This window comes from Nocardiopsis eucommiae, assembly GCF_965344335.1.
Classification (GTDB): domain Bacteria; phylum Actinomycetota; class Actinomycetes; order Streptosporangiales; family Streptosporangiaceae; genus Nocardiopsis; species Nocardiopsis eucommiae.
Genome location: NZ_CBDRIY010000004.1, coordinates 99,733 through 122,392, shown reverse-complemented (window position 1 = coordinate 122,392; position 22,660 = coordinate 99,733). Strand labels below are relative to the sequence as shown.

Sequence of the window (22,660 nt, the reverse complement as noted above, 5' to 3'; positions counted from 1 at the left end):
GCCCCCGCGCCGCGACGGGCGGCGCACGGACGCACGACGGGAAGAGCCATAATGCACGTTCTGAAGAAGGCCGCCGCGGTCGCCGCCGCTGCCTGCATCGCCGCCGCGAGCATGGTGGCCACCGCGACCCCCGCATCCGCCGCCACCTACGGCGCCCAGTGCGGCAGTGGCTACACGGTCATCAACAAGATCGAGTTCCCGAACAACCGCGGGACGACGTTCCTCACCTACAACTCCTCCAACGGCAACAACTGCGTCGTGACCGTGCGCACCACACCGGGCGCCGCCGCTCCCATGGACGCCTTCATCAAACTGTCCTCCTCCTCCACGTGGAAGCGGGACAAGGGCAACTACACCACCTACGCGGGACCCGTCTACGTGTCGGCTCCCGCCACGTGCATCGACTGGGGCGGCACCATCGGCACGGCGACGATCGAGAGCCCGGACCACCACTGCGGCTGAACCTCGATCCTCCTCACCTTTCCCGTACTCACCGAGACACCAGGGGAGATCCATGAAGAACGCCCTCAGGAAGACCGCGGCTGTCGCACTGGCGTTGGGAATCAGCGTCAGCGGAGTTTTCGCCACCGCCGCCCCGGCCTCCGCCGCCTCCGCCATCGCCACCTACGGAAACGAGTGCGGCAGCGGCTACAAGGTCGTCAACCACAGGAACATCGGCAGCAAGGGCACGGTCTTTCTGACCTACAACTCCTCCAACGGCAACAACTGCGTCGTGACGAAGCGGGTCAGCACCGGCACCGCCGTCCTCATGGAGGCGGGCCTGAAGATCGGCTCGTCGGGCAACCACTACGACAAGTACGAGGCCGGGCGCTTCACCAGCTACGCCGGACCGATCTACCTGAGCGCGGCCGGCAAGTGCGTGAGCTGGATGGGGCGCATCTCGGGCACCGAGGGCAAGGCCACGGACACCAACTGCGGCTGATCCACACGGGGGCGGGCGGCACGGGGAACGTTCACCGCGCCGCCCTTTTCCTGGGCTGACTCGTACATATCATCTGAAATAGATGCCAAAGTTTCAGAATGTGATTCACGCGCCCTGGCCAATCTCGGACAATACCCTTCTTCATCCGAATATCCCTGGACTCGTTGATTCGCCTGACCTAAGCTCCGCTGTGACCGAAGGCAGAAATCTGCGGTCAAGGGAGGCAATCGGTTGGAAAGCAACCTTTCCAGTATCCGGTATCGGCTGCTGGGCCCGGTAGAGGTCCTCATCGGGGAAGGAAACGTGGACATCGGCGGGCGAAAGCGCCGTACGGTGCTCGCGGCCCTGCTACTCCAGCCGAACACCGTGGTGCCCGACGAACGGCTCATCGACCTGGTCTGGGGCGAGGATCCGCCGCGCAGCGCGCGTTCCCAGATCCACGGCCACGTGCACGAGCTACGCAAACGCCTGGGAGCGGACACCATCGTCCGCGAGAGCTTCGGATACCGCATCCTCGTCGGGGCGGAGACGGTCGACGTGGCTCTGTTCGAACGCCTCCTCGACCAGGCCAGGGCGAGCCACGCCTCGGGACGACTCGACGACGCGGCCCGGGTCCTGCGCGCGGCGGTCTCACTCTGGACCGCGCCCGCGCTCAGCGGTGTCGAGCCCGCGCTGGTCACCCACGCGCGACCCGCGTTGGAGGAGGAACGCCTGAACGCGATCGAGGAGCTGTACGAGGTGGAGGTCGAGCGGGGCCGCACCCTCGACGCCCTACCCAAACTGCGCGGTCTGTGCGCGGAACACCCGACCAGGGAACGTTTCGCGGGGCTGCTCATGTCCGCTCTGCACTCCTGCGGCCGCGTGGGAGAGGCCCTGGAGGTCTACGCGGACCTACGCGACCTGCTCCGAGTCCGCATGGGGATCGAACCCGGCGCGCCGATCCAACGCCTCCACAGGGAACTCACCGCGACCAGAGGCGCGGTGACCAGTCGCGCGGAGGACCCCCCGGGCCAACGCACCGGGACCCCGACCCGAGTACGACCCGCCGAACTGCCCCGCTGCGCCCACGGCATCGTGGGCCGGGCCTCGGAACTCGGCGCGCTCAACGCCGAACTGAACGGAGGCCCCTCCCCCCTCCTCCTCGTCACCGGGGTCGCCGGGGTCGGAAAGACCACGCTCGCCGCCCACTGGGGCCACGAGACCCGGGACCAGTTCCCCGACGGACAGCTGTACGTGGACCTGGACGGATCCGGCCGCCGCGGAGGGCCGGTCGACCCCGACGACGCGCTCCGTCAGCTCCTGCGCAGCCTGGGTACCGACCCCCACCATCTGCCCGGCGGCTCTCCTGACCTCGCCAACCTCTTCCGCTCGATCACCGCGGACCTGCGCCTGTTGGTCCTCCTCGACGACGCCGCCTCCGCCGAACAGGTCTCGCCGTTACTACCGGGCGGCCGGAGCAGCACCGTCCTCGTGACCAGCCGACACGAACTGGTGTCGATGGTCGCGCTGTTCGACGCCCGCCGTGTCCACCTCAACGTGCTGTCGGAGAAGTCGTCCATCGAGCTGCTCCGGCTCGTCGCGGGCCCGGAGAGACTGGCCGCGGAACGCGAGTCGAACGAAGGCATCGTCGACCACTGCGGGCGACTGCCCCTCGCCCTACGCATGGCGGCCGCCCGCATGGGCTCCGCCTGAGGGGTCGGGTCAGCGGCTGAGGACGCGGGCCTCGACCTCCGGGTCCAGGCCCACCCGGGGACGGTCCGGGCGCTGCTCCGCCTCCCCGCCCACGGACTCCAGCCACGCCCACGTGTCCGCGACGGTCTCCTCCACCGGCCGACAGCGCAGCCCCGTCGCGAGCGCGCGATCGACGTTCCCCTGGTGCAGGAACCCGTGCAGCTCCCCCGGCGGCAGCCACATCGGCAACTCCCGCCACGGGGCGATCCCGGCCTCCGCGATCACCTCGGGAGACGTCCACCGGAACTCCGCGCCCGACCCGGTCACCTCCCTGCACGCCGACAGGAACCCCTCCATGGTCGTGTGACCGATCGGGCTGACCATGTTGTACGGCCCGTTCAGCCCCTTCTCCGCCGCGTCCAGGGTCCAGGCGGCCAGGTCACGCGCGTCCACGTACTGGAGCGAAAGATCCCTCGGCCCGGGAGCCAGCACCGGCCCGCCCCGGGCGACCCGGTTCAGCCACCACGGCAGCCGACCGATGTTCTCGTACGGCCCCAGGATCAACCCCGCGCGGACGAACAGCGACCGGTCACCGAACACCGCCTCCGCCGCCAGCTCCCCGCCGCGCTTGGCCCGCGCGTAGTCGGTCCCGTCGTCGTCGACGGAGGCCTCCACCACGGGAGCGGTCTCATCGGCCCCGGGCTCAGCGGGCGAGACGTACACGGAACGGCTGGAGACGTAGGAGTAGTGTCCGACCCTGCCGTGCAGCAGGCGGGCCGCCTCGGCCACCGCCACGGGAGCCTTGGCCCAGGTGTCGACCACCAGGTCCCACTCCCCCTCCGCCAGCGCGGCGAGCCCGCCCTCCTCCGTGCGGTCACCGTGCCGCACCTCGGCCCCGGCGGGGGACGCGCGCGTCCCCCGGTGGAAGACGGTGACCTCCCACCCCCGCGCGATCGCCTCCTCCGCGACCGCACGCCCCACGAACTCCGTACCGCCCAGAACCAGAAGTCTCGTCATGCCGCCAGTCTTCCGGGGACGCACCGCCCGCGCCAGACCCTCCTGCCCACGGCAGAAGGCTCACCTTCGCGCGCGTTCCAACAGAAGGTCGCGTTCGCGTGCGTTGCGGGTGAGCCCGACCGCCCGCGCGAACTCCGCGCGGGCCTCCTCCGCGCGGCCCAGGCGTTCCAGCAGGTCGCCCCGGACGGTGGGCAACAGGTGGTAGCCGTCCAAGGCCCCCGACGCACGGAGCGCGTCGACGATCCCGAGCGCCTCCTCCGGCCCCAGCGCCATGGACACGGCCACGGCGCGATTGAGTTCCACGACGGGAGAGCCGGTTCGCCGGACCAGCTCCTCGTACAGGACGGCGATCCCGTTCCAGTCAGTGTCCTCCGGCCGAACGGCGACCGCGTGCAGTGCGGCGATCCCCGCCTGGAGCGAGTAGACGCCCCGGGGCTCGGCGGGGTCCGGGGGCACCGAACGCCCCAGGGCCCGCACCCCCCGGCCGATGAGCAACCGGTCCCAACGGGAACGGTCCTGCTCCGCGAGCGGCACCGCCTCCCCTCCGGGGCCGCCCCGGGCCCGGAACCGGGAGGCCTGGAGCTCCATGAGCGCCAGCAGCCCGTGCACCTCGGGCTCCCGGGGTAACAACTCAGCGAGGACCCGGCCCAGGCGCATGGCCTCCTCGCACAACTCGGGGCGCAGCCAGCGCTCCCCCGAGGTCGCCGTATAGCCCTCGTTGAACACCAGGTAGAGGACTTCGAGTACGTCCGAGAGCCGGGCGTCGCGGTCCGGCCCGCTCGGCACCTCGAACCGGACCCTCCTCCGGGCGAGCGTGCGCTTGGCGCGCACCACGCGCTGCGCGACGGTGGCCTCGGGAACCAGGAAGGCGCGGGCGATCTCGTCGGTGGTGAGGCCGCCGAGCAGCCTCAGGGTGAGGGCGATCCGCGCGGGTGTGGGCAGCACCGGATGACAACAGACGAACATCAGGCGGAGCAGGTCGTCGCCGTAGTCCTCCTCCAGGACGGCGTCGAAGTCGGACTGCCCGTCGTGCTCGGTGAACTCCCGGCCCAGCTCCACCATGTGCGACCGGAAACGCTCGTCCCGCCGCCAACGGTCGACCACGCGGCGCCGCGCGACGGTCGTCAACCAGGCCCCCGGTTTGCGGGGCACCCCCTCCTCCGGCCACTTCTCCAGGGCGGAGACCAGGGCGTCCTGGGCGAACTCCTCCGCGAGCCCGACCTCCCCGACCATCCCGGTGAGCGTGGCGACGAGGCGGGCCGACTCGATGCGCCAGACCGCCTCCACCTCGCGATCGACGCCGGTGTGGCCCATGGGTCCATCACAGCACCACGGGCCACACCGGTGCAACGGGTCACGAGCCCGCTCACGACACCTCGAAGGGCGGGGCTCAGCCCTGCTGGCCCTCCTCGGCACGACGCTCGCGCTCGTGCTCCTTGACCTCCTCGGGCATGTCCTCCAGATCCTCCAGCTCAGCGATCCGGCGGAGCTGGAGCTTGAGCTCGCCCGGCTCGCCCTTGGCGGGGTGCGGGCACCTCCTGGCCCACTCCAGCGCCTCGGCGTGCGAGGACACCTGGAGCACCCAGTACCCCGCGATGAACTCCTTCGCCTCGGTGAAGGGACCGTCCAGCACGGTGGCCTCACCGTCGCGGAAGATGACCTCGGCCCCGGCGGAGGTGGGCGCCAGCCCCTCGCCGGTGAGCATGACCCCGGCCCGGAGCATCTCCTCGTTGTACTTGCCCATCTCCTCGTAGACCTCGGGACCGACCTCGTAGTCGGCGGCCTCGGACTCGGGGGTGCTCATGATCGACATCAGGTAGCGCATGGTGCTCTCCGCTCTTCGGGTGCGGAACGGGGTCCGTCCCCCGCTCTCACCAGTACGTCGAACGGGCCGGGCCGGAATCGACACCCTCCTCGGAATTCTCCCTACTTTTTCTCCTGCCCGGCTTCCTGCTCATGTTCACCCAGGTCAGCCGCTTTTCCCGAGGCTTCGGCCCCTGATGCTTCGGCCCCTGACGCTTCGGCCACCGCGGCAGTCTCGTGTTCGTCCGCCTGGGCGGTGACCCGGCGCAGCGCGGACGCGGACAGGAGCAGTCCGGCGAAGACCACCACGCCCGCCGCGACCGGCACGTAGGAGAGCTCGACCCGGCCGAGCGCCCCGCCCAGCAGTGCGCCGATGGGGGAGAAGCCCGCACCGGACACCTGGACGCAGGACATCACCCGCCCCATCTGGGCGCTGGGAACGATGAGCTGGATGGCGCTGATCATCACGATGTTGGAGGAGGTCATGGCGAACCCGATCACCGTCCACGCCACGGCGGCCGCGTAGGCGTTGGGGGCGAGGCCGAAGGCGACACAGGACACGGACGCCAGGGTGAAGAGCGCCATCTCCGTGCGGAACCGGCCGAGACGGCCCACGATCCGGCTCACCGTGGTCGCGCCCAGCAGCGCGCCCACCGCGGAGGCGCCCAGGAAGACCCCGTACAGGGCGGCGGGCACCCCGAAGTGGTCCCGGACCAGGAGCACCATCACCGCGGACTGGCCGACGAAGGCCATGTTCATGACCACGTTGAACGCCAGGATCGGACCCAGGGAGCTGCCACGGAAGACGAAGGCCAGCCCCTCACCGATGTCGTCGAGGACCGAACGCACCGCTCCCTTCCCGCTTCTCTCCCCGGTACCGCCCTCCGGTCGGCGGGGGCGGCGCACCGCCAACGGCAGGCCGAGCAGCACCAGGGCACCCAGGACGTAGGCCCCGGCGTTGACGGCCAGCGGCAGGAACGCCGCCACGGCGAACAGGAACCCGGCCAGAGGCCCGCCCGCGAACTGCTGGGTGACCGTCTGACCCCCCACCAGTCGGCTGTTGGCCCGGTCCAGCGCACCGGCCGGAGCGATGTCCGGCAGCATCGCCTGCCCGGCGAGGTCGTAGAAGACCTCGCAGACCATCACCGTGAACATGACCGCGTACAGCACCCAGATCGAGGCGTGACCGGTGACGATCAGCAAGGACAGGGCCACGAGCGCACCGCCCCGGCCGAGGTTGGTCAGGACCATCAGGCGCACCCGGTCGACCCGGTCCACCACCACGCCCGCGAACAGGCCGACCAGCAGCCAGGGCAGGAAGCGGACCGCCGTCAGCCCGGCCACCAGCAGGGGGTCGTTGGTCAGCATGGCCGCCACCAGCGGCAACGCGACGAGCATCATCCCGTCGCCGAGGTTGCTGGACAGGCTTCCCGCCCAGAAGCGGCGGAAGTCCCGGCCCATCGGTGGTTTCGTCTTCGTCCCGGGGAGGTCCCGGGCGGGGGATGCGCTGTTCACTGGGGGACGCCTTTCAGGGGGTGTGGGCCGGGTGCGGCCGGGTCCAGACTTCCCGGCAGCGGTCAACTCCCGGTCACGGCGACCCGTCGTTCACGTCCCACCGAGGCGCCCGACCGCGCCCGGACACCGCTCCGCCCTGTTCACGCGTGCTCCCACGGAGTGAGCGACCACCCCGTGGCCGGATCAGGACAGGGCCCGAACGTGACCACAAGCGGTCAGGAACGGCCCCTGAGGCCGTCCTGAACTGGGGCGTTCGGTAGAGTTCCGGGACGGTTCGAACGGTGGGGGCGGGGGCACGGGTGGGCGTTTTCCTGAGTGCCGCGTTCGGATTCCCCACCGTCCTGTTCACACCGATGCTCGTCGTCGTGCTGGGCTACTGGATCCTCGTGATCGTCGGCGCCTCCGACACCGAACTGCTCGACAGCGTGGACTCCGAGGGCGACGCCGTCGGCCTGAGCGCGTTCCTCCGCAGGGCGGGCCTCGGCCGGGTTCCGGTGACGGTGGCCCTGAGCCTGCTGATCTGTGTCGCCTGGTTCGTGAGCATGATGGGAAGCATCTTGACCACCCTCATCGAGACCACCTCCACCCCCTTGGTGTACGCCCTCGGCGCCGTGGTGCTGCTCATCGCACTGGTCGCCGCCTGGGCGGTCACCAGCGGCGTGGTCATGGGCCTCCAACGCTTCCTGCCCCAGCGCCGCCGCGACTCCAAGCACGAGCTGGTCGGCCGCACCTGTGTGATCCGGATCGGTGAGGCCCGCGAGGACTTCGGCCAGGCCGAGATCACCACGGCGGGCGGCGCCGCCATCTCCATCCCCGTACGCACCACCAGCGGTGAGGTCCTGTCCCTGGGCAGCACCGCGCTGATCTTCGACCACAGCCCGGACGACGACGTCTTCCTGGTGACCGCCTTCGACGCCGCCCTGGACCCCGGGCAGTCCTGACCGCCCGACCGGGCACCACCCACCGCGCCGCCGTGCTCCCGGCTCGCCCGTGAGCAGGGACGATCTTCCCCGACCGTGGAACCGTTCGCGCCACGGTCGCGTCCCACACCATGACGAACGCTTCTCACCCCAGGTCGCCGCACCGCCAGCCCCGCGTCGCTCCCCCGGTGCCGGACCGACCACCTTCACCTCGCAGAAAGAGACCCCCACGTGTTGCTGAGCGCATCCTCCACCGGCGGCCAGGAGGCGGCTGACGCGGCCTTCCTGACCTTCGGAGTGGCCCTGGCCATCGGCCTCGTCGTCCTCATCGCCCTCCTGATCATGGTCACGCGCCTCTTCCGGAAGGTCGAGCAGGGCAAGGCCCTGATCATCTCCAAGGTCAGGGACGTCCACGTCACCTTCACCGGCTCCATCGTCCTCCCGGTCCTGCACAAGGCCGAGATCATGGACATCTCCCTCAAGAGCCTGACCCTGGAGCGCGGCGGCCGTGACGGCCTGACCTGCAAGGACAACATCCGCGCGGACATCAAGGTCTTCTTCTACGTCCGCGTGAACGAGACCGCCGAGGACGTCAAGAAGGTCGCGAAGGCGATCGGCACCGCGCGCGCCAGCGACCAGGACACCCTCCAGGAGCTCTTCAACTCCAAGTTCTCCGAGGCGCTCAAGACCGTCGGCAAGCAGTTCGACTTCGAGGAGCTCTTCACCCACCGCGAGCAGTTCCGCCACGCGATCGTGTCGCTGATCGGCACCGACCTCAACGGCTACATCCTGGAGGACGTGGCCATCGACGAGCTGGAGCAGACCCCGCTGCACCAGCACGACGCCAACAACATCCTCGACGCGCAGGGCATCTCGAAGATCACGGAGCGCACCGCCAAGGAGCACAAGCGCACCAACGAGTTCGAGAACGACCGCAAGAAGGAGATCGACCGCCAGAACACGGAGACCGCCGAGACCCTCGCCGAGCTGGAGAAGCGTCGCGAGGAGGCGGCGGCCAAGGCCAAGCGCGAGATCGAGATCATCCGCGCGCAGGAGGAGGCCGAGACCGCCCGGGTCCAGGCCGAGGAGCGGCTCAAGTCCGAGACCGCCAACCTGCGCACCTCCGAGTCGCTGGGTGTCCAGCACCAGAACCAGCAGCGTGAGATCGCGGTCGCGGAGAAGAACCGCGAGCGCGTCATCGCCATCGAGACCGAGCGGATCGAGAAGGACCGCCTCCTGGAGGTCATCGGCCGCGAGCGCGAGACCGAGCTGAGCCGCATCGCGAAGGAGAAGGAGGTCGAGGCCGAGAAGCGCGAGGTCGCCGACGTCGTCCGCGAGCGCGTGGCCGTCGACCGCACCGTCGCGGAGCAGGAGGAGGCGATCAAGAAGCTCCGGGCCGTGGAGGAGGCCGAGCGCCAGCGCCAGGCCATCATCATCCACGCCGAGGCCGAGGCCCAGGAGAACCTGGTCAAGGACATCAAGGCCGCCGAGGCCGCAGAGGCCGCCGCCAAGCACCGGGCCCAGGAGGAGCTCACGCTCGCGGAGGCCCGCCAGCAGGCCGCCGAGCTGGACACCCGCGCCAAGATCCGCCTGGCCGAGGGCATCCAGGCCGAGGCCGCCGCCGCTGGCCTGGCCGACGTCCAGGTGCGCGAGCAGGACGCCGCCGCCGTCGAGAAGCTCGGCCGCGCCGAGGCCGTCGTCGCCCGCGAGAAGGCCGACGTCGAGGCCGACGCGGTGGAGAAGAAGCTGCGCGCCGAGGCCGCCGGTCTGACCGACAAGGCCGCCGCCATGGCCGCCCTGGACCAGGTCAGCCGCGAGCACGAGGAGTACCGCCTGCGCCTGGACGCCGAGAAGGAGGTCCGTCTGGCCGGGATCGACGTGCACCGTCAGGTCGCGGAGGCCCAGGCCGCGGCGATGGCCGCCGGTCTGGAGAGCGCCGACATCAACATCGTCGGCGGCGACGGCGCCTTCTTCGACCGCATGGTCAACTCCATCGGCATGGGCAAGGCCGTGGACGGCTTCGTGGGCAGCTCCGACACCTTGCAGGCGCTGGGCAGCGGCTGGCTGAGCGGCGAGGGCAACTTCGCCGAGGACGTCAGGCGGGTCCTGGCTCAGGCCGACACGGAGGACGTCAAGAACCTGACCGTCTCCGCCCTGCTGCTGAAGCTGATCGCCTCGGGCGGCCCCGAGTCGGGCAAGCTGGACAACCTGCTGAGCACGGCCCGCTCCCTGGGCCTCGACCAGCTCCCCGTGAACGCCCTCGCCCCCGTGAAGCAGTGAGGTAGTCCTCCGTGACCGAGGCCCACTCCCAGGAGACCGAAGGCCCCGGACCCGACACCGAGGACGCGCGGACGCTGGACGCGGGCACCTACGAGGTGCTCCGCGCCCGGCTCCGCGAACAGACCGGTGAGCTGGCCCGGCGGACCGAGGAACTCAACGACCGCCGCCTTGGGGTGTTCGGCGGCACTGAGCTCTCCCTGCGCGGTACCGAGCGCATCCGCACCGAACACAACTGCGTGCCGCGCGACATCGTCAGCGTGGGGCGCTCCGTCGGGGACGACGCCGACGGGGACCTGATCCTCTTCGGCTACAACGTCTACATCGGCATGCAGAGCCAGACGCACGTCTCCGACGTGTTCTCCCTGCACCGGTACGAGCACGACGGTGACTCCTTCGAGTTCACCGACACCGCCGAGGACGCCGTTCCCGGCCTCCTCGCGGACGAGCGGTTCCGCCAGGAGTTCACCCAGCTCTACCGCTACTACCGCGACGCCCGCCTGCTCCAGCTGCGCCGGGTCGAGGACCGGCTGCTCGCCGTCTTCCAGACCGGCCCGCGCACCGAGGACGTGCGGGTGCTGCGGTGGTCGGTCTCGCCCACCGGCGAGCTCTCCTACCTCGACGACCGGGGCGAACGCGACCACGTGTTCCCGCCCTCGCACGACTTCACGTGGACGGAGGCCACCCGCGAGGACCACGTGCAGGGGCGGCACCCGCACATCTCGATCCGCGACGAGCTGTTCGTGGAGACGGTCGGCGGCGACCTCACCATCAAGGTGGAGAACAACACCGAGGTCGGGGAGGGCGTCTACAGCGAGCCCGTGGACGAGCCGTTGCAGAGCCTGGCCGACGCGTCGGTGTTCCACGCGCAGGTCGGCGCGCTGGTCCTGCTGAAGGTCCAGCCGTACAACGAGACGGTCTGGCGCCACCTGGTCTTCAACACGCGCACCAAGGGGGTCGAACGCCTCGACGGGATCGGCCAGTCCTGCCAGCGTCTGCCCGACGACCAGGGGCTCATCTTCCCCGGCGGCTACTACCTGTCCACCGGGGTCGCCCGAACCTTCGACACCGACGTCACGGACCTGGAGTTCGAGCGGGTGGTGCGCTCGCCCAACGGTGAGGACGTGCTGTACGTCTTCCACTCGCGGGCGGACGGCCGCAGCCTGCTGCTGTCGTACAACACCATCCGCAAGGAGGTCGCCAACCCGATCGTCTGCCACGGCTACTCGCTGTTCGACGACGGGACCATGACGGTCTTCCGCGACACCTCCGGTGAACCCACGCGGGTGCACCCCATGCAGGTGTGGCAGACCCCGTACGTGTCCGACGTGTACGCGGCCGCGCAGCCGGTCGGCACCGGGCCGCTGGAGCGGATCGGCAACGCCGAACTGGTCCAGGGCGTGTCCGAGTGCCTGTCGGTGGCGCGGATCTCCGAGGACATGAGGCCCTCCTCCGAGGTGTTCGAGGCGCTCATCGCGGCCTGCCGCCGGGTCCTGGACCGGTTCCACTGGCTGGGCGACGAGGCGCTGGGCGACCTCGCCACCCCGCTCAGCGAGGTGCGGTCCACGGCCGAGCGGGTCCTGGACGAGTTCGAGACCGTCCAGGAACTCACCCGGCAGGCAGACCAGAGCCTCACCGAGACCGAGGAGAGGGTCACCGCGCTCATCCGCCGGTCGCGGGGCGAGACCCCGCGCTCGGCCGAGGGCTGGGTCACCCGGCTGACCGACCTGCGCCGCGCCCAGGGGCAGGCCGCCACGCTGCGCGAGACGCGCTACGCGGACACCAGCCGGATCGACGCGGTGGAGGAGGCCCTGGGCGAGGAGATCGCCTCCGCCGGGCGCCGCACCGTCGCCTTCCTCGAACAGGACGACGCCTTCGACGGCTACCACTCCGAGGTGGAGCGGCTCGTCGGGGAGGCCGAGGCGCTGGAGGCGGTCAGCGCCGCCACCGCCGTGGGCGAGCGCATCGCGGAACAGACCGAGGGCCTCCAGGTCGTCACCGAGGTGATCGGCTCCCTCGACATCGGCGACGCCCAGGTGCGCACGCGCATCCTGGAGCGGATCAGCGAGGTGATGGCCGGGGTCAACCGGGCCCGCGCCACGCTGGAGTCGCGCCGGAGGGAACTGCTCGCCCTGGAGGGCCGGGCCGAGTTCGCCGCCGAGTTCGCCCTGCTGGGACAGGCCATCACCGGGGCGATCGCCGCGGCGGACACCCCGGACCGCTGCGACGAGCAGCTGGGCCGGATCATGCTCCAACTGGAGAACCTGGAGTCCCGCTTCGCGGAGTTCGACGACTTCCTCCAGGAGTTGGCGGACAAGCGCGAGGACGTCTACGAGGCGTTCTCCACCCGCAAGCAGGCGCTGGTGGACGAGCGCTCCCGCCGGGCCGACCGGTTGGCGTCCTCCGCCGCCCGGGTCCTGGAGGGCGTGCACCGGCGGGTCGCGGCCCTGACCACGCTGGAGGACATCAACACCTACTTCGCCTCGGACGCGATGGTGACGCGGCTGCGCCGCACCGCCGAGGAGATGCGCGCGCTCGGGGACACCGTGCGCGCCGAGGAGCTGGAGGGCCGGATCCTGGCCGCCCGCCAGGAGGCGGGGCGGGCGCTCCAGGACCGCACCGACCTGTTCGAGGGCGGTGCCGGCGGGGAGACCATCCGGCTGGGCAGGCACCGCTTCGCGGTCAACACCCAGCCCGTCGACCTCACCCTCACGCCGCACGACGGTCACATGTCGGTGGCGGTCACCGGCACCGACTTCCGGTCGCCGGTCCGGGACGAGGCCTTCCAGGAGACCAGCCACCTGTGGGACCGGCTGCTGGTCTCGGAGAGCCCCGAGGTGTACCGGGCCGAGTACCTGGCCACGTCGATCCTGAGCGCGGCCGAGGAGGGGACCGGCGGGTTCACGCTGGAGGCCCTCAGCGAGGCCGACCTCCACCCCGAGAACGGGGACTCCCTGGAGTCCCTGGTGCGCGGGGCGGCGGAGTCCCGCTACGACGAGGGCTACGAGCGGGGCGTGCACGACCACGACGCCACCCGGATCCTCTCCGCGCTGCTGCGGCTCCGCGCCGGAGCAGGTCTCCTGCGCTATCCGGGTCAGGTCAGAGCCGTGGCCCAGCTGTTCTGGGCGTACGGCGCGGACCAGGAGCGGCGCGGTGCCTGGCGGACGCGGGCGACCTCGCTCGCGCGGGCCCGGAGCGTGTTCGGGGCGCGCGGGTCGGCCGCGATCGACGCGTTGCGCGCCGAACTGGCCGGGGGCGTGGACGCCTTCCTCACCGACACCGGCCTGTACCAGGACGCCGACCTGGAGCTGGTGGGCGACTACCTCTTCGAGGAGCTGGCCCTGGACGGTCCCGCCGAGCGCGGGTTCGTCTCGGGTGCGGGCGCCCGTCAGCTGCTGGACCGGTTCCACCGGGCGCTGGGCAGCACCCGGGAGACCACCCGCAAGGCCTTCGAGGAGGACCTGCGGGGGCTCGGCGACGACCTGGCCGCCCGGCACCAGCTGGTGACGGCGTGGCTGGAGGCGTACGCGACCACCCTGGAGGAGCCGCCCGCCCCGGGCGACCTGCCCGAGGCCGCCGCGATCGCGCTGTGCGAGGTGGACCGGTACGAGTCGTCGGCGGCGGTCGGTGAACGCGTCACCGGGCTGCTGGGGTCGCACCCGAGGATCAGCGAGCGGTCGCTGGAGGTGCGGCTGGACGAGATCCTGCCGCGCACCCGGCGGTTCCGCACGGTGGAGGTGCCCGCCTACCGGGACTTCCAGCGGCGCCGGAACGCGCTGGTGGCGACCGAGCGCGAGCGCCTGCGGCTGGAGGAGTACAGGCCGAAGGTGATGAGCGGGTTCGTGCGCAACCGGCTGCTGGACGAGTCGTACCTGCCGCTGATCGGTGACAACCTCGCCAAGCAGCTGGGCGCGGCGGGGGACGACAAGCGCACGGACCAGAGCGGTCTGCTGCTGCTCATCTCCCCGCCCGGGTACGGCAAGACCACGCTGATGGAGTACGTGGCGAGCCGTCTCGGGCTGGTGTTCGTCAAGGTCAACGGCCCCGCCCTGGGGCACGCCGTCACCTCGTTGGACCCGTCCGAGGCCCCGGACGCCACCTCACGCCAGGAGATCGAGAAGATCTCCCTGGCGCTGGAGATGGGCAGCAACACGATGCTGTACCTGGACGACATCCAGCACACCAACCCGGAGCTCCTCCAGAAGTTCATCTCGCTCTGCGACGGCCAGCGCCGGATGGAGGGCGTGTGGGAGGGGCGGACGCGCACCTACGACCTGCGCGGGAAGCGGTTCGCCGTCTGCATGGCCGGTAATCCGTACACCGAGCAGGGCAAGCGGTTCCGCGTCCCGGACATGCTGGCCAACCGCGCCGACGTGTACAACCTGGGTGACGTGCTCTCGGGCAAGGAGGAGCTGTTCGCGCTCAGCTACATCGAGAACGCGCTCACCTCCAACCCGACCCTGGCGCCGCTGTCCACCCGGGACCGCGAGGACGTGTACACGTTCGTGCGGATGGCCCAGGGCGACGACTCGGTCGGCACGGACCGGTTGAAGCACCCGTACTCGGCGGCGGAGGTGGACCGGATCGTCTCCGTGCTCCAGAAGATGCTCCGGGTGCAGGAGGTGGTGCTGGCCAACAACCAGGCCTACATCGCCTCGGCCGCGCAGTCGGAGGACGCCCGCACGGAGCCGCCGTTCCAGCTCCAGGGCTCGTACCGGAACATGAACCGGCTGTCGGAGAAGATCGTGCCGGTCATGAACGAGGCCGAGGTGGAGGCCGTCATCGACGACCACTACCTGGGCGAGGCGCAGACCCTCACGTCCGGCGCGGAGGCCAACCTGCTCAAGCTGGCCGAACTGCGCGGGGTGATGACCCCCGAGCAGGAGGAGCGCTGGCGCGAGGTCAAGGCGGGCTTCCGTCGCGGCCGCGCGCTGGGCCGGTCCGACGACGACCCGATGACCAGGGCCATCGGCGCGATGGGCCTGCTGGCCGACCGCGTGGGTGAGATCGGCACCGCCCTCGGACGCGGCTCCGAGGGGTAGCCGCCCACCCGAAGGCCGAGGAGGGGCCGCCGACCCGCGAGGTCGGCGGCCCCCTTTCGTGTGTCACGGTCCGACGGCTCCCACGTACGCCACGGCCCTGGGGTGTCCGGCGCCCCCGCACGAGCCCGACATCGGATGAGCCATCCCGGGCCTGTGGAAAAGTCGTCCCTCGCCCCGTGCGTGGCCGTTGGGCTCCTCTAGAGTGGTCCAGGCATAGTGAAGCCAAGCCAGCCCAGGGGGCGCCGCACCAACCGGGGAGCCGAGAGCATGCTGCTGAGTTTTCGGGTGGAGAACCACCGGTCACTGCGCGACGAGCAGGAACTCATCCTCCTCCCCTCGGAGCAGAGCGAGAGCGGCTTCCCTGTACCTGACGAGATCACCCCTCTCCGGGTCACCGGCATCTTCGGTGCCAACGCCTCCGGAAAGTCCGCGCTGGTCAAGGCGCTCCAGTTCATGCGCCGCACCATGATCTACGGTTCCGTTCCCGGCTTCGGCGGGCCCCGCTCGAACTTCGGCACGGAGGACGACGACGAGGACCGCATCCCCCGGGAGCCCTTCCTCCTGGACGAGGACTCCGCCGCCAGGACCTCGGGGTTCGCCGTGGAGCTGCTGCTCCAGGGCATACGGCACTCCTACGGCTTCACGGTCAACGACTCGGAGGTCGCGGAGGAGTGGCTGCACCTCCAGACCGGGGACGGCGAAGAACACGTCGTGTTCGAGCGGGAGGGCCTCGCCTTCACCTACGGCGATCGCGACCCGGACGCGCCGGAACTGACCGACCTGCTCAATCTCGCCCCCAGCGCGCTCCTCATCTCGGTCCTGGCCAACGCCAGTCCGAACATGTTCCACTCCGAGACGGTCCGCGCGCTGAGCCGGGTCAGGAACTGGTTCCGCAGTTCGCTGCGGCTTCGGCAAGGGGACATGATGCGGGGAGGGACAGGCATGCGACGGGCCCCCTCGGACCGCCTCGACCGCCTCGACCGCCTCGCCCTGCTGGCCCAGGCGGTGGACACCGGTATCCGGGGCTACAGCGTCGAGGAGAACCCCCTCACCGAGGAGGAACGCGGGCGGATCGAGGAGACGGTCGGCAAGAAGCGGGCGTCCTCCTTCATCCGACAGCGCGAACGCGGCCGGGTGTCGTTCCACCACCGGGGAACCGGGCAGGACCGGCCCCTGGACTACGCGGAGGAGTCCTCCGGGACCCAGGCCCTCCTCGCTCTGGGGACGGTCATCATGGGCCTTCTGGAGCGCGGCGGCACCCTGGTCGTCGACGAGATCGACACGAGCCTGCACACCCTGCTCTCGGGGAGCCTCATCTCGTTGTTCAAGGACCCGGAGAACAACCCCCACGGCGCCCAGCTGATCTTCACCAGCCATGACACCAGCCTGCTCGGCAGGGTGCACGGGCGGGAGGTGCTCACCGAGGACGAGATCTGGCTGACGGAGAAGGACACCGAGGGGGCCACCTCCCTGTTCCCGATGTCCAGCTACGAGAGCGCCGGAGAGGAGAACCGCGACCGGCGCTACCTCGTCGGCCGCTACGGCGCTGTCCCCTTCGTGGACGAGGACCTCCTGATCCGGGCCCTCCGTCCGCGCACTGACGCACTGGAGAACGACGGCTCCGGAGAGGAATCCCCCCATGAGGAAGGGCCGTAGTCAGGGACGGCGACCGGGTCCGAGGCGCGAGCACGCCAAGGTGCTCATCCTGGGCGAGGGAGAGACGGAGCGCGAGTACTTCACCGGGCTGCGGCGGCACTTCAAGGAGCTCTCGGCGGGCGCCCCCGTCGGCCAGGGGCACGTGCCCGAACCCGTGTCGGTGGAGATCGCCGCCAGGACGGCGGCCAGCCTGATCGTGAAGGAGGCGCTGGACCGCCGGAGCGAGGGCTACTCCGAGATCTGGGCCGTCTTCGACACCGAGGGCGAGAACGTCCACCAGCTGAGGGCCGGTTCGGGACACCAAGTGCTCGAACGCCGAGGCGACCGTGCGCACCGCTGTATCCCATCCCGCGTTCGAGGTGTGGCTGCTGTTCCACCATCTGAACCCCGGTGCCCTGAGCGGCTGCCATCAGCCCAAGGACGCGGAGAGACTCCTGAGGAAGACCGTGCCGCAGTGGGCCAAGGGCCAGGTCAGGCGAGGCAAGACCGGTACGGCGTTCTCCGACTTCGGCAGTGGCCTGAACCGGGCTCGGACACGCGCCGCCAGCACGCGGGTCGACCACTACGACGGCCGTCCCTGGTCCGACGTCCACCAGGTCGTGGACGCGATCGAGCGCCAGTACCGCGAGGGGTCCGGCTGACCATCCGGGGTGCCTTTCCGAGTTGGAAGGCCGTTCGGGTGTTTTCCTCCTGACCACTCAGCCTGTGGAGTCTGGGAGGCGGCGTTCGAGTTCGGGGGCCAGGGTGCGCATGTAGGTGGCGGTGATGTGGCTGGAGTCCCAGTACACGAGGACGTTGCCGACCACCGGGCCGCACAGGTCGGGCTCGCACAGCAGGTCGGTCAGGTCCAGCGGCGTCACGTTGGCGGGGAGCTCCGCCCCTTCCAGGGGCGACTCCTCGGCCAGGGAGTCCGCGGGGCTGACCGCGCACCCCTCGGGGTCGGACTCCGCGAGGCACTCGGGGGCGTCGAAGGGCAGGCGCGGGGTGTCGCGGACCGCGACGACGTCGATGCCCAGGTCCTCCAGCTCCCGCCACCGGTCCACGTAGCCGTCCACCAGCACCTCCTGCCCGAAGCCCGCGCCGGTGTCCCGGCTCGTGGTGGTGCCTGTGGTGAACACCGCGTCCGGGCGCAGCGACCGGAGTTCGTCCATGACGTTGGCGTTCCACTCGGCGCACGCGGTGTAGGGCTCCCCCTTGTACAGCTGGGGCGCGTCGGTGAACAGACAGGCGCCCTTGGTGATGTTGACCAGCCGCCAGTCGCGGCGCTGCGCGATCTCAGCCAGGGCGGGGAACCAGTGGGCGGCGTGCGAACCGCCGACCAGGGCGACCGTACGGTCGGGGTCCGGAGGTCCGTAGGCGCAGGTGAGCGCCTCGGTTCCGGACGTGGACTGGTTGCAGCCGTCGTCGTAGGTGACCGGGAGGTCCAGGGCGGCGGAGGCCGGGGGCGGGTGGACCGGGTCGGGGTACGCTCCCGGGTCGTCGTGGGGCAGCGCCACCGCCCCGGGGTAGCGGGCCGGGTCCGCGAGCAGTTCCTCCAGACGGCGCTGGTCGGCGTCCATGCGGGCCGTCCACGCGCCCGTGGCCAGCAGGACGGGGACCAGGCAGGCGGCGGCGACCACCGGAGGACGCCACCGGGCCCCCGCCCGGCCGAACGCGACGATCCGGTCGGCCAGCGGAGTCGTCACCGCCGCAAGGGCGACCGACAGGGCGAGGACGAGGAAGCCGTCGAGCGGACCGGCGAGGTTCCGGCCGGTGGTCTCCAGGTGGAGGACCAGGATCGGCCAGTGCCACAGGTACAGGGCGTAGGAGAGCGAGCCCAGGTACAGCACCGGGCGGAGGGTGAGCCAGCGGTCCGCGCCCCAGGGGGAACCGGTGGCCCCGGCCACGATGACCGCCGCGGCGGCGAGGGTCGGCCACAGGGCCGCGTGGCCGGGGAAGACCGTGGACACCTGGAGGAGCACGCCGCACAGGACGAGCGCGGCCAGACCGAGCCAACCGAGGAGGATCCGCAGGGCTCGGGGCGGGTTCAGGTGCGGCAGGAGGAGGGCGAGCAGCCCCCCGAGCGCGAACTCCCACAGCCGCGCGCCGGTGTCGAAGTAGGCCCACGGCTGGTCTGCGCGGGTCATCAGCACCGAGTAGGCCAGGGAGAGCGCGAACACCGCGCCCAGGACGGCGAGGAGCGTTCGGCGGGCGGACCGGCCGCGAAGGGTCGCCCACCACGCGGCCACGCCGATCACCACCGGCCACACCAGGTAGAACTGGCCCTGGATCGACAGCGACCAGAAGTGCTGGAAGACGCTCGTGGTGTCGTCGCGGGCCAGGTAGTCGACGGAACCGAGCGCCAGGTGCCAGTTCATGTGGTGGAACGCGGCGGCCACGGCCTCCGCGACGGTGCCCCGCCAGCGGACCTCGGGCAGCAGCAGCCGGGCTCCCAGCAGGGACACCGCGATCACCAGGGCCGCCGTGGGAACCAGCCGCACGGCGAGCCTCCCGAGGAAGGCGCCGTAGCGGAACCCGCCGCGTTCGGCCGCGCGCACCAGGGATCCGGTGACGAGGAAACCCGTGAGCAGCAGGAAGACGTCCACGCCGCCGGAGACCCGGCCGAACCACACGTGGTACGAGGCCACGAGCAGGACGGCGACGGCGCGCAGGCCGTCGATCTCCGGCCGGTGTCCGGGCTGCGGGGGGAGGCGGGGCGTGTTCACGGGAACCCCAGGCTCGCGAGCCGGGGTGACCGCGCGGGGTACGCGGGTCGACCCCCACGGGAACCCGTGGGGAAGGGCGTTCTAGAGGCGGATGGTCTCGCGGGCGGGGTCGGTGATCATCTTCGGGTCGCGGTCGCGGAGCAGCGCCATGATCGGAGCGATCGTGTCGGCCTCCTGGGCGTACGCGCCCTCGTCGGCCTTGAGCCCCACGACCTGGAAGAACAGCACCAGGCCGTTGTCGGTGTCCAGGATGCGCATGTCGGCGTCGGGCACGATCGCGAGCGAGGTCATGTCGCCGTTGGCGCTCTCGCCGCCGAGCGGGGAGCGGGTGATGATCCAGTGACCCACGTCGAGCTGTGCCCCGGCGACGTACTGGTCGGCCAGCGCGTGCAGGACCCGGAGAATCCACGCGGGCACGGTCTCGTCGCCGTCCGCGCGCGGGATGCGGCAGGTGAACTCGAACCCGGCGCCGGAGACCCGCTTCTCCTCGCTGGTCTTCTCCCCCAGCTCGGTGAGGCCGAAGGTGACCAGCAGCCAGTGGCCCTCCATGGGGTAGGCGAGCACCCCGTCGATCCCCTGCTCGGACTCGCGGGCGGGGAACTGGATGGTCAGCGGGTGCACGTCCGGGTAGTGCTGCGCCCACCCCTCGTAGATCTGGGTGAGTCCGGGCAGCAGTTCCAGCATCGTGTGCTCTCCAGGTTCGTGATCGGTGCACCTCAGAGAATATGCGGCCGGGACTCAGCACCGTCCGGGGGCGAGGCGGGGGCGGCGGCGTGGTGGCGCCGCCCCCGCCCTGAGGTCAGACCCCCGCCAGCGCCCGACCGGTGTCGCGCGCGGCGTCGAGGGCCCTGGCTCGCTCCCGCTCCGCGAGGTCCCTCAGCCCCTCCATCCCGGGAGTGGTGGCTGCGAGGGTGAGCTCGCACTTGATCAGGGTGAGGTCGGCCTGCCAGAGGTCGCCGACGACCCGCTCCAGGTAGGGAGTGGAGTGGTCCCAGCCCTCGCGGGGGGTGCCGGGACCGTATCCGCCTCCGGCGGTGGTGACCAGCGCGGTGGGGGTTCCCTTCAGTACCGGGTTGGTGGGCCCGGCACCAGCGATGACCAGGTCGACCCAGGTCTTGAAGTGCTGGGAGACGCCGTAGTTGTACATCGGGACGGCCAGGATCACGGCGTCCGCGCTCTCCAGTTCCCCGGAGAGTCGGGCTGCCAGGGCCAGTGCCTCGATCTGGGCCGGGGTGCGCTCGGGCTCGGGGGTGGCGGAGCCCACGGTGGCCTGGACCCAGGCGTCGGCGGGCAGGGGGTCGGTCCCCAGGTGGCGGCGGTTCACGACGCCGCCCGGGTGCGCCGTCGCCCACTCGGTCTCGGCGCGGTCCGCGATCTCGGCGCTGGAGGACACGGACGGGAAGATGCTGGCGTCCAGTCGGAACAGGTGCATGATTCCTACTTCTCCCATGGGTTCGGTGTGCCGCTGGCCGGACGTGTGCCCGGGTCTCGCGGTGTAACGACAGCTTAAACGGACTATCCCCCGCTTAGTATTCCCGGGGTAGATTGACTCCGTGGATGTGCCAGTGGTCCCCTTCGGAAAGCCGCGCCCCGAACGGGCCGACGCGGCCCGCAACCGCGAGCACCTGCTGCGGACGGTCCGCGCGATGATCGACGAACTGGGGCCGGAGAACGTGACCATGGACGGCCTCGCGGAGCGCGCCGGGCTGGGCAAGGGGACGGTCTTCCGACGCTTCGGCACCCGAGCGGGCATCTTCCAGGCCGTGATGCACGACGACGAGCTGCGGTTCCAGGAGTCGGTGCTGTTCGGCCCGCCGCCGCTGGGGCCCGGCGCCGAGCCCGGGGAACGCCTGATCGCCTACGGCCTGGCCCGCTTCGAGATGCTCAGGACCAACCACGCCGTCATCCGCGAGGGCCTGGACCGATCCGCGCCGACCCCCGCCACCGTGAGCATGACCCCTCCGCACTTCCGGATGCTGCTCCGCCAGGTCAGGCCGTCACTCCCCCACCCGGAGGGCCTGGCACTCCAGCTCTCCGCCGCCCTGGAGGGACCGTTCCTGCTGTACCTGGGTACGGACGACCTCACCGGCCCGGCCGGGGAGCAGGGCTGCGAGCACCTGGCCGACAGCTGGCGGACCCTTGTCGAGCGGGTCCTCGGCGGCTGAGACCGCCCGCCCCGGGGCCGACCGACCGGGGCGTTCCGCCGTGCACACCCCCCTTGCCCCGATGCGGCCGGAGAAAGTGATCCGTCTTTACGCGGAGCGTCGCCCCCGGCGCCTAACGTTCTGTTCCACCCTTCTCAAAGGGACCGTGAACAGGAGCAACGAGTGAACGCCAATCTCGCCCTCGCGGCGGCCGAACCCACGGACGGATTCGTCGGGTGGGTCGTCGGACTGATGGAGGTCCTCGGCGGACCGGGAGTCGGTCTGGCCATCGCGCTGGAGAACCTCTTCCCGCCCATTCCGAGCGAGGCGATCCTGCCGACCGCCGGTTTCGCCGCGTCCCGGGGCGAGTTGGGCCTCGTGGAGGTCCTGGTCTGGGCCACCGTCGGCTCCGTGGTCGGCGCGCTCGCGTTGTACGGCCTCGGCGCCTGGCTGGGCCGGGAACGCTTCAGGGCGGTGGCGAGCCGCGTCCCCCTCGTCAAGCTCAGTGACATCGACCGGACCGAGGCCTGGTTCGAACGGCACGGGCCGAAGGCGGTCCTCATCGGCCGACTCATCCCCGTGTTCCGCAGCTTCATCTCCGTCCCGGCCGGGATCGAGCGCATGTCCCTGCCGCTCTTCCTGGGGCTCACCACCCTGGGCAGCGCCGTGTGGAACACCATCTTCGTCCTGGTCGGATACCACCTGGGCGAGCAGTGGCACGTGGTGGAGGAGTACGTCAGCGCGGGGTCCAAGGTGGTCCTGGCCGTGGTCGCGGTGGCCTGCGTGTGGTTCGTCGTCGCCCGGGTCCGGGAGCGCCGACGGGCCCGCAGGACGACCGGGACGGCCAGCCCGGACGACGAGGAGGACTCCTACTCCCGGCGCTGAACGTCCGGAGCGGTCGGGGAGGGGCCCTTGCCCGAACCGGGGCCGGGAGGTAACTTTCCTCCGAGTCAGACATCCACGTTGG

16 protein-coding genes and 1 pseudogene are annotated in these 22,660 nt (G+C 70.8%); 10 read left to right on the top strand and 7 right to left on the bottom strand.

The features are described from left to right. Positions 1-51: 51 nt before the first annotated feature. From ACRWK8_RS03980 to ACRWK8_RS03970, 3 genes are all read left to right on the top strand, one after another. The gene (locus ACRWK8_RS03980; protein WP_378738193.1) at positions 52-462 is read left to right on the top strand and encodes a spore-associated protein A; all 411 of its coding nucleotides are present in this window, start codon (positions 52-54) and stop codon (positions 460-462) included. A gap of 52 nt (positions 463-514) precedes the next feature. Continuing rightward, a complete protein-coding gene (locus tag ACRWK8_RS03975; RefSeq protein ID WP_431868405.1) occupies positions 515-943 on the top strand; it encodes a spore-associated protein A in 429 nt (142 codons plus the stop codon). Positions 944-1,174: 231 nt separating this feature from the next. After that, on the top strand, positions 1,175-2,635 hold the full coding sequence (locus ACRWK8_RS03970; protein WP_378738197.1) for an AfsR/SARP family transcriptional regulator: 1,461 nt from the start codon (positions 1,175-1,177) through the stop codon (positions 2,633-2,635). Positions 2,636-2,644: 9 nt separating this feature from the next. Here the strand turns inward: ACRWK8_RS03970 and ACRWK8_RS03965 are convergent, their stop codons facing one another. From ACRWK8_RS03965 to ACRWK8_RS03950, 4 genes are all read right to left on the bottom strand, one after another. After that, positions 2,645-3,631, bottom strand: a complete 987-nt coding sequence (locus ACRWK8_RS03965; protein WP_431868402.1) for an NAD-dependent epimerase/dehydratase family protein — start codon at positions 3,629-3,631, stop codon at positions 2,645-2,647. 60 nt (positions 3,632-3,691) lie between these two features. Beyond that, positions 3,692-4,945, bottom strand: a complete 1,254-nt coding sequence (locus tag ACRWK8_RS03960) for an RNA polymerase sigma factor (protein WP_431868400.1) — start codon at positions 4,943-4,945, stop codon at positions 3,692-3,694. A 76-nt stretch (positions 4,946-5,021) separates the two neighbouring features. Beyond that, positions 5,022-5,456: a YciI family protein gene (locus tag ACRWK8_RS03955; protein WP_017544302.1), complete on the bottom strand. Its 435-nt coding sequence runs from the start codon at positions 5,454-5,456 to the stop codon at positions 5,022-5,024. 101 nt (positions 5,457-5,557) lie between these two features. Further along, the gene (locus tag ACRWK8_RS03950; protein WP_431868398.1) at positions 5,558-6,895 is read right to left on the bottom strand and encodes an MFS transporter; all 1,338 of its coding nucleotides are present in this window, start codon (positions 6,893-6,895) and stop codon (positions 5,558-5,560) included. 353 nt (positions 6,896-7,248) lie between these two features. Here ACRWK8_RS03950 and ACRWK8_RS03945 point away from each other — a divergent pair, with 353 nt between their 5' ends. The 5 genes and pseudogenes from ACRWK8_RS03945 to ACRWK8_RS26575 all read left to right on the top strand — a co-directional run bounded on the left by ACRWK8_RS03945 (position 7,249) and on the right by ACRWK8_RS26575 (position 17,485). Continuing rightward, a complete protein-coding gene (locus ACRWK8_RS03945; RefSeq protein ID WP_378738206.1) occupies positions 7,249-7,890 on the top strand; it encodes a DUF1449 domain-containing protein in 642 nt (213 codons plus the stop codon). 210 nt (positions 7,891-8,100) lie between these two features. Beyond that, on the top strand, positions 8,101-10,149 hold the full coding sequence (locus ACRWK8_RS03940; protein ID WP_431868395.1) for a flotillin family protein: 2,049 nt from the start codon (positions 8,101-8,103) through the stop codon (positions 10,147-10,149). An 11-nt stretch (positions 10,150-10,160) separates the two neighbouring features. Continuing rightward, the gene (locus ACRWK8_RS03935) at positions 10,161-15,188 is read left to right on the top strand and encodes a DNA repair ATPase (protein ID WP_431868393.1); all 5,028 of its coding nucleotides are present in this window, start codon (positions 10,161-10,163) and stop codon (positions 15,186-15,188) included. Between the two features lie 267 nt (positions 15,189-15,455). After that, entirely contained in the window at positions 15,456-16,844 is a 1,389-nt protein-coding gene (locus ACRWK8_RS03930) for an AAA family ATPase (protein ID WP_431868391.1), read from the top strand. Next, positions 16,828-17,485: pseudogene (locus ACRWK8_RS26575) on the top strand (RloB family protein). The gene ACRWK8_RS03930 and the pseudogene ACRWK8_RS26575 overlap by 17 nt, the downstream one beginning before the upstream one ends. A 57-nt stretch (positions 17,486-17,542) precedes the next feature. Here ACRWK8_RS26575 and ACRWK8_RS03915 read toward each other — a convergent pair. The 3 genes from ACRWK8_RS03915 to ACRWK8_RS03905 all read right to left on the bottom strand — a co-directional run bounded on the left by ACRWK8_RS03915 (position 17,543) and on the right by ACRWK8_RS03905 (position 20,999). Beyond that, a complete protein-coding gene (locus tag ACRWK8_RS03915; protein WP_431868389.1) occupies positions 17,543-19,549 on the bottom strand; it encodes an acyltransferase family protein in 2,007 nt (668 codons plus the stop codon). Between the two features lie 81 nt (positions 19,550-19,630). Then, on the bottom strand, positions 19,631-20,233 hold the full coding sequence (locus tag ACRWK8_RS03910; RefSeq protein WP_378738219.1) for a suppressor of fused domain protein: 603 nt from the start codon (positions 20,231-20,233) through the stop codon (positions 19,631-19,633). Positions 20,234-20,348: 115 nt separating this feature from the next. After that, positions 20,349-20,999: an FMN-dependent NADH-azoreductase gene (locus ACRWK8_RS03905; RefSeq protein WP_378738221.1), complete on the bottom strand. Its 651-nt coding sequence runs from the start codon at positions 20,997-20,999 to the stop codon at positions 20,349-20,351. Positions 21,000-21,102: 103 nt separating this feature from the next. Between ACRWK8_RS03905 and ACRWK8_RS03900 the strand changes: the two genes are divergently transcribed. Then, a complete protein-coding gene (locus ACRWK8_RS03900; protein ID WP_431868386.1) occupies positions 21,103-21,714 on the top strand; it encodes a TetR/AcrR family transcriptional regulator in 612 nt (203 codons plus the stop codon). 231 nt (positions 21,715-21,945) lie between these two features. Then, on the top strand, positions 21,946-22,578 hold the full coding sequence (locus tag ACRWK8_RS03895; RefSeq protein WP_378738326.1) for a DedA family protein: 633 nt from the start codon (positions 21,946-21,948) through the stop codon (positions 22,576-22,578). Positions 22,579-22,660 lie beyond the last annotated feature (82 nt).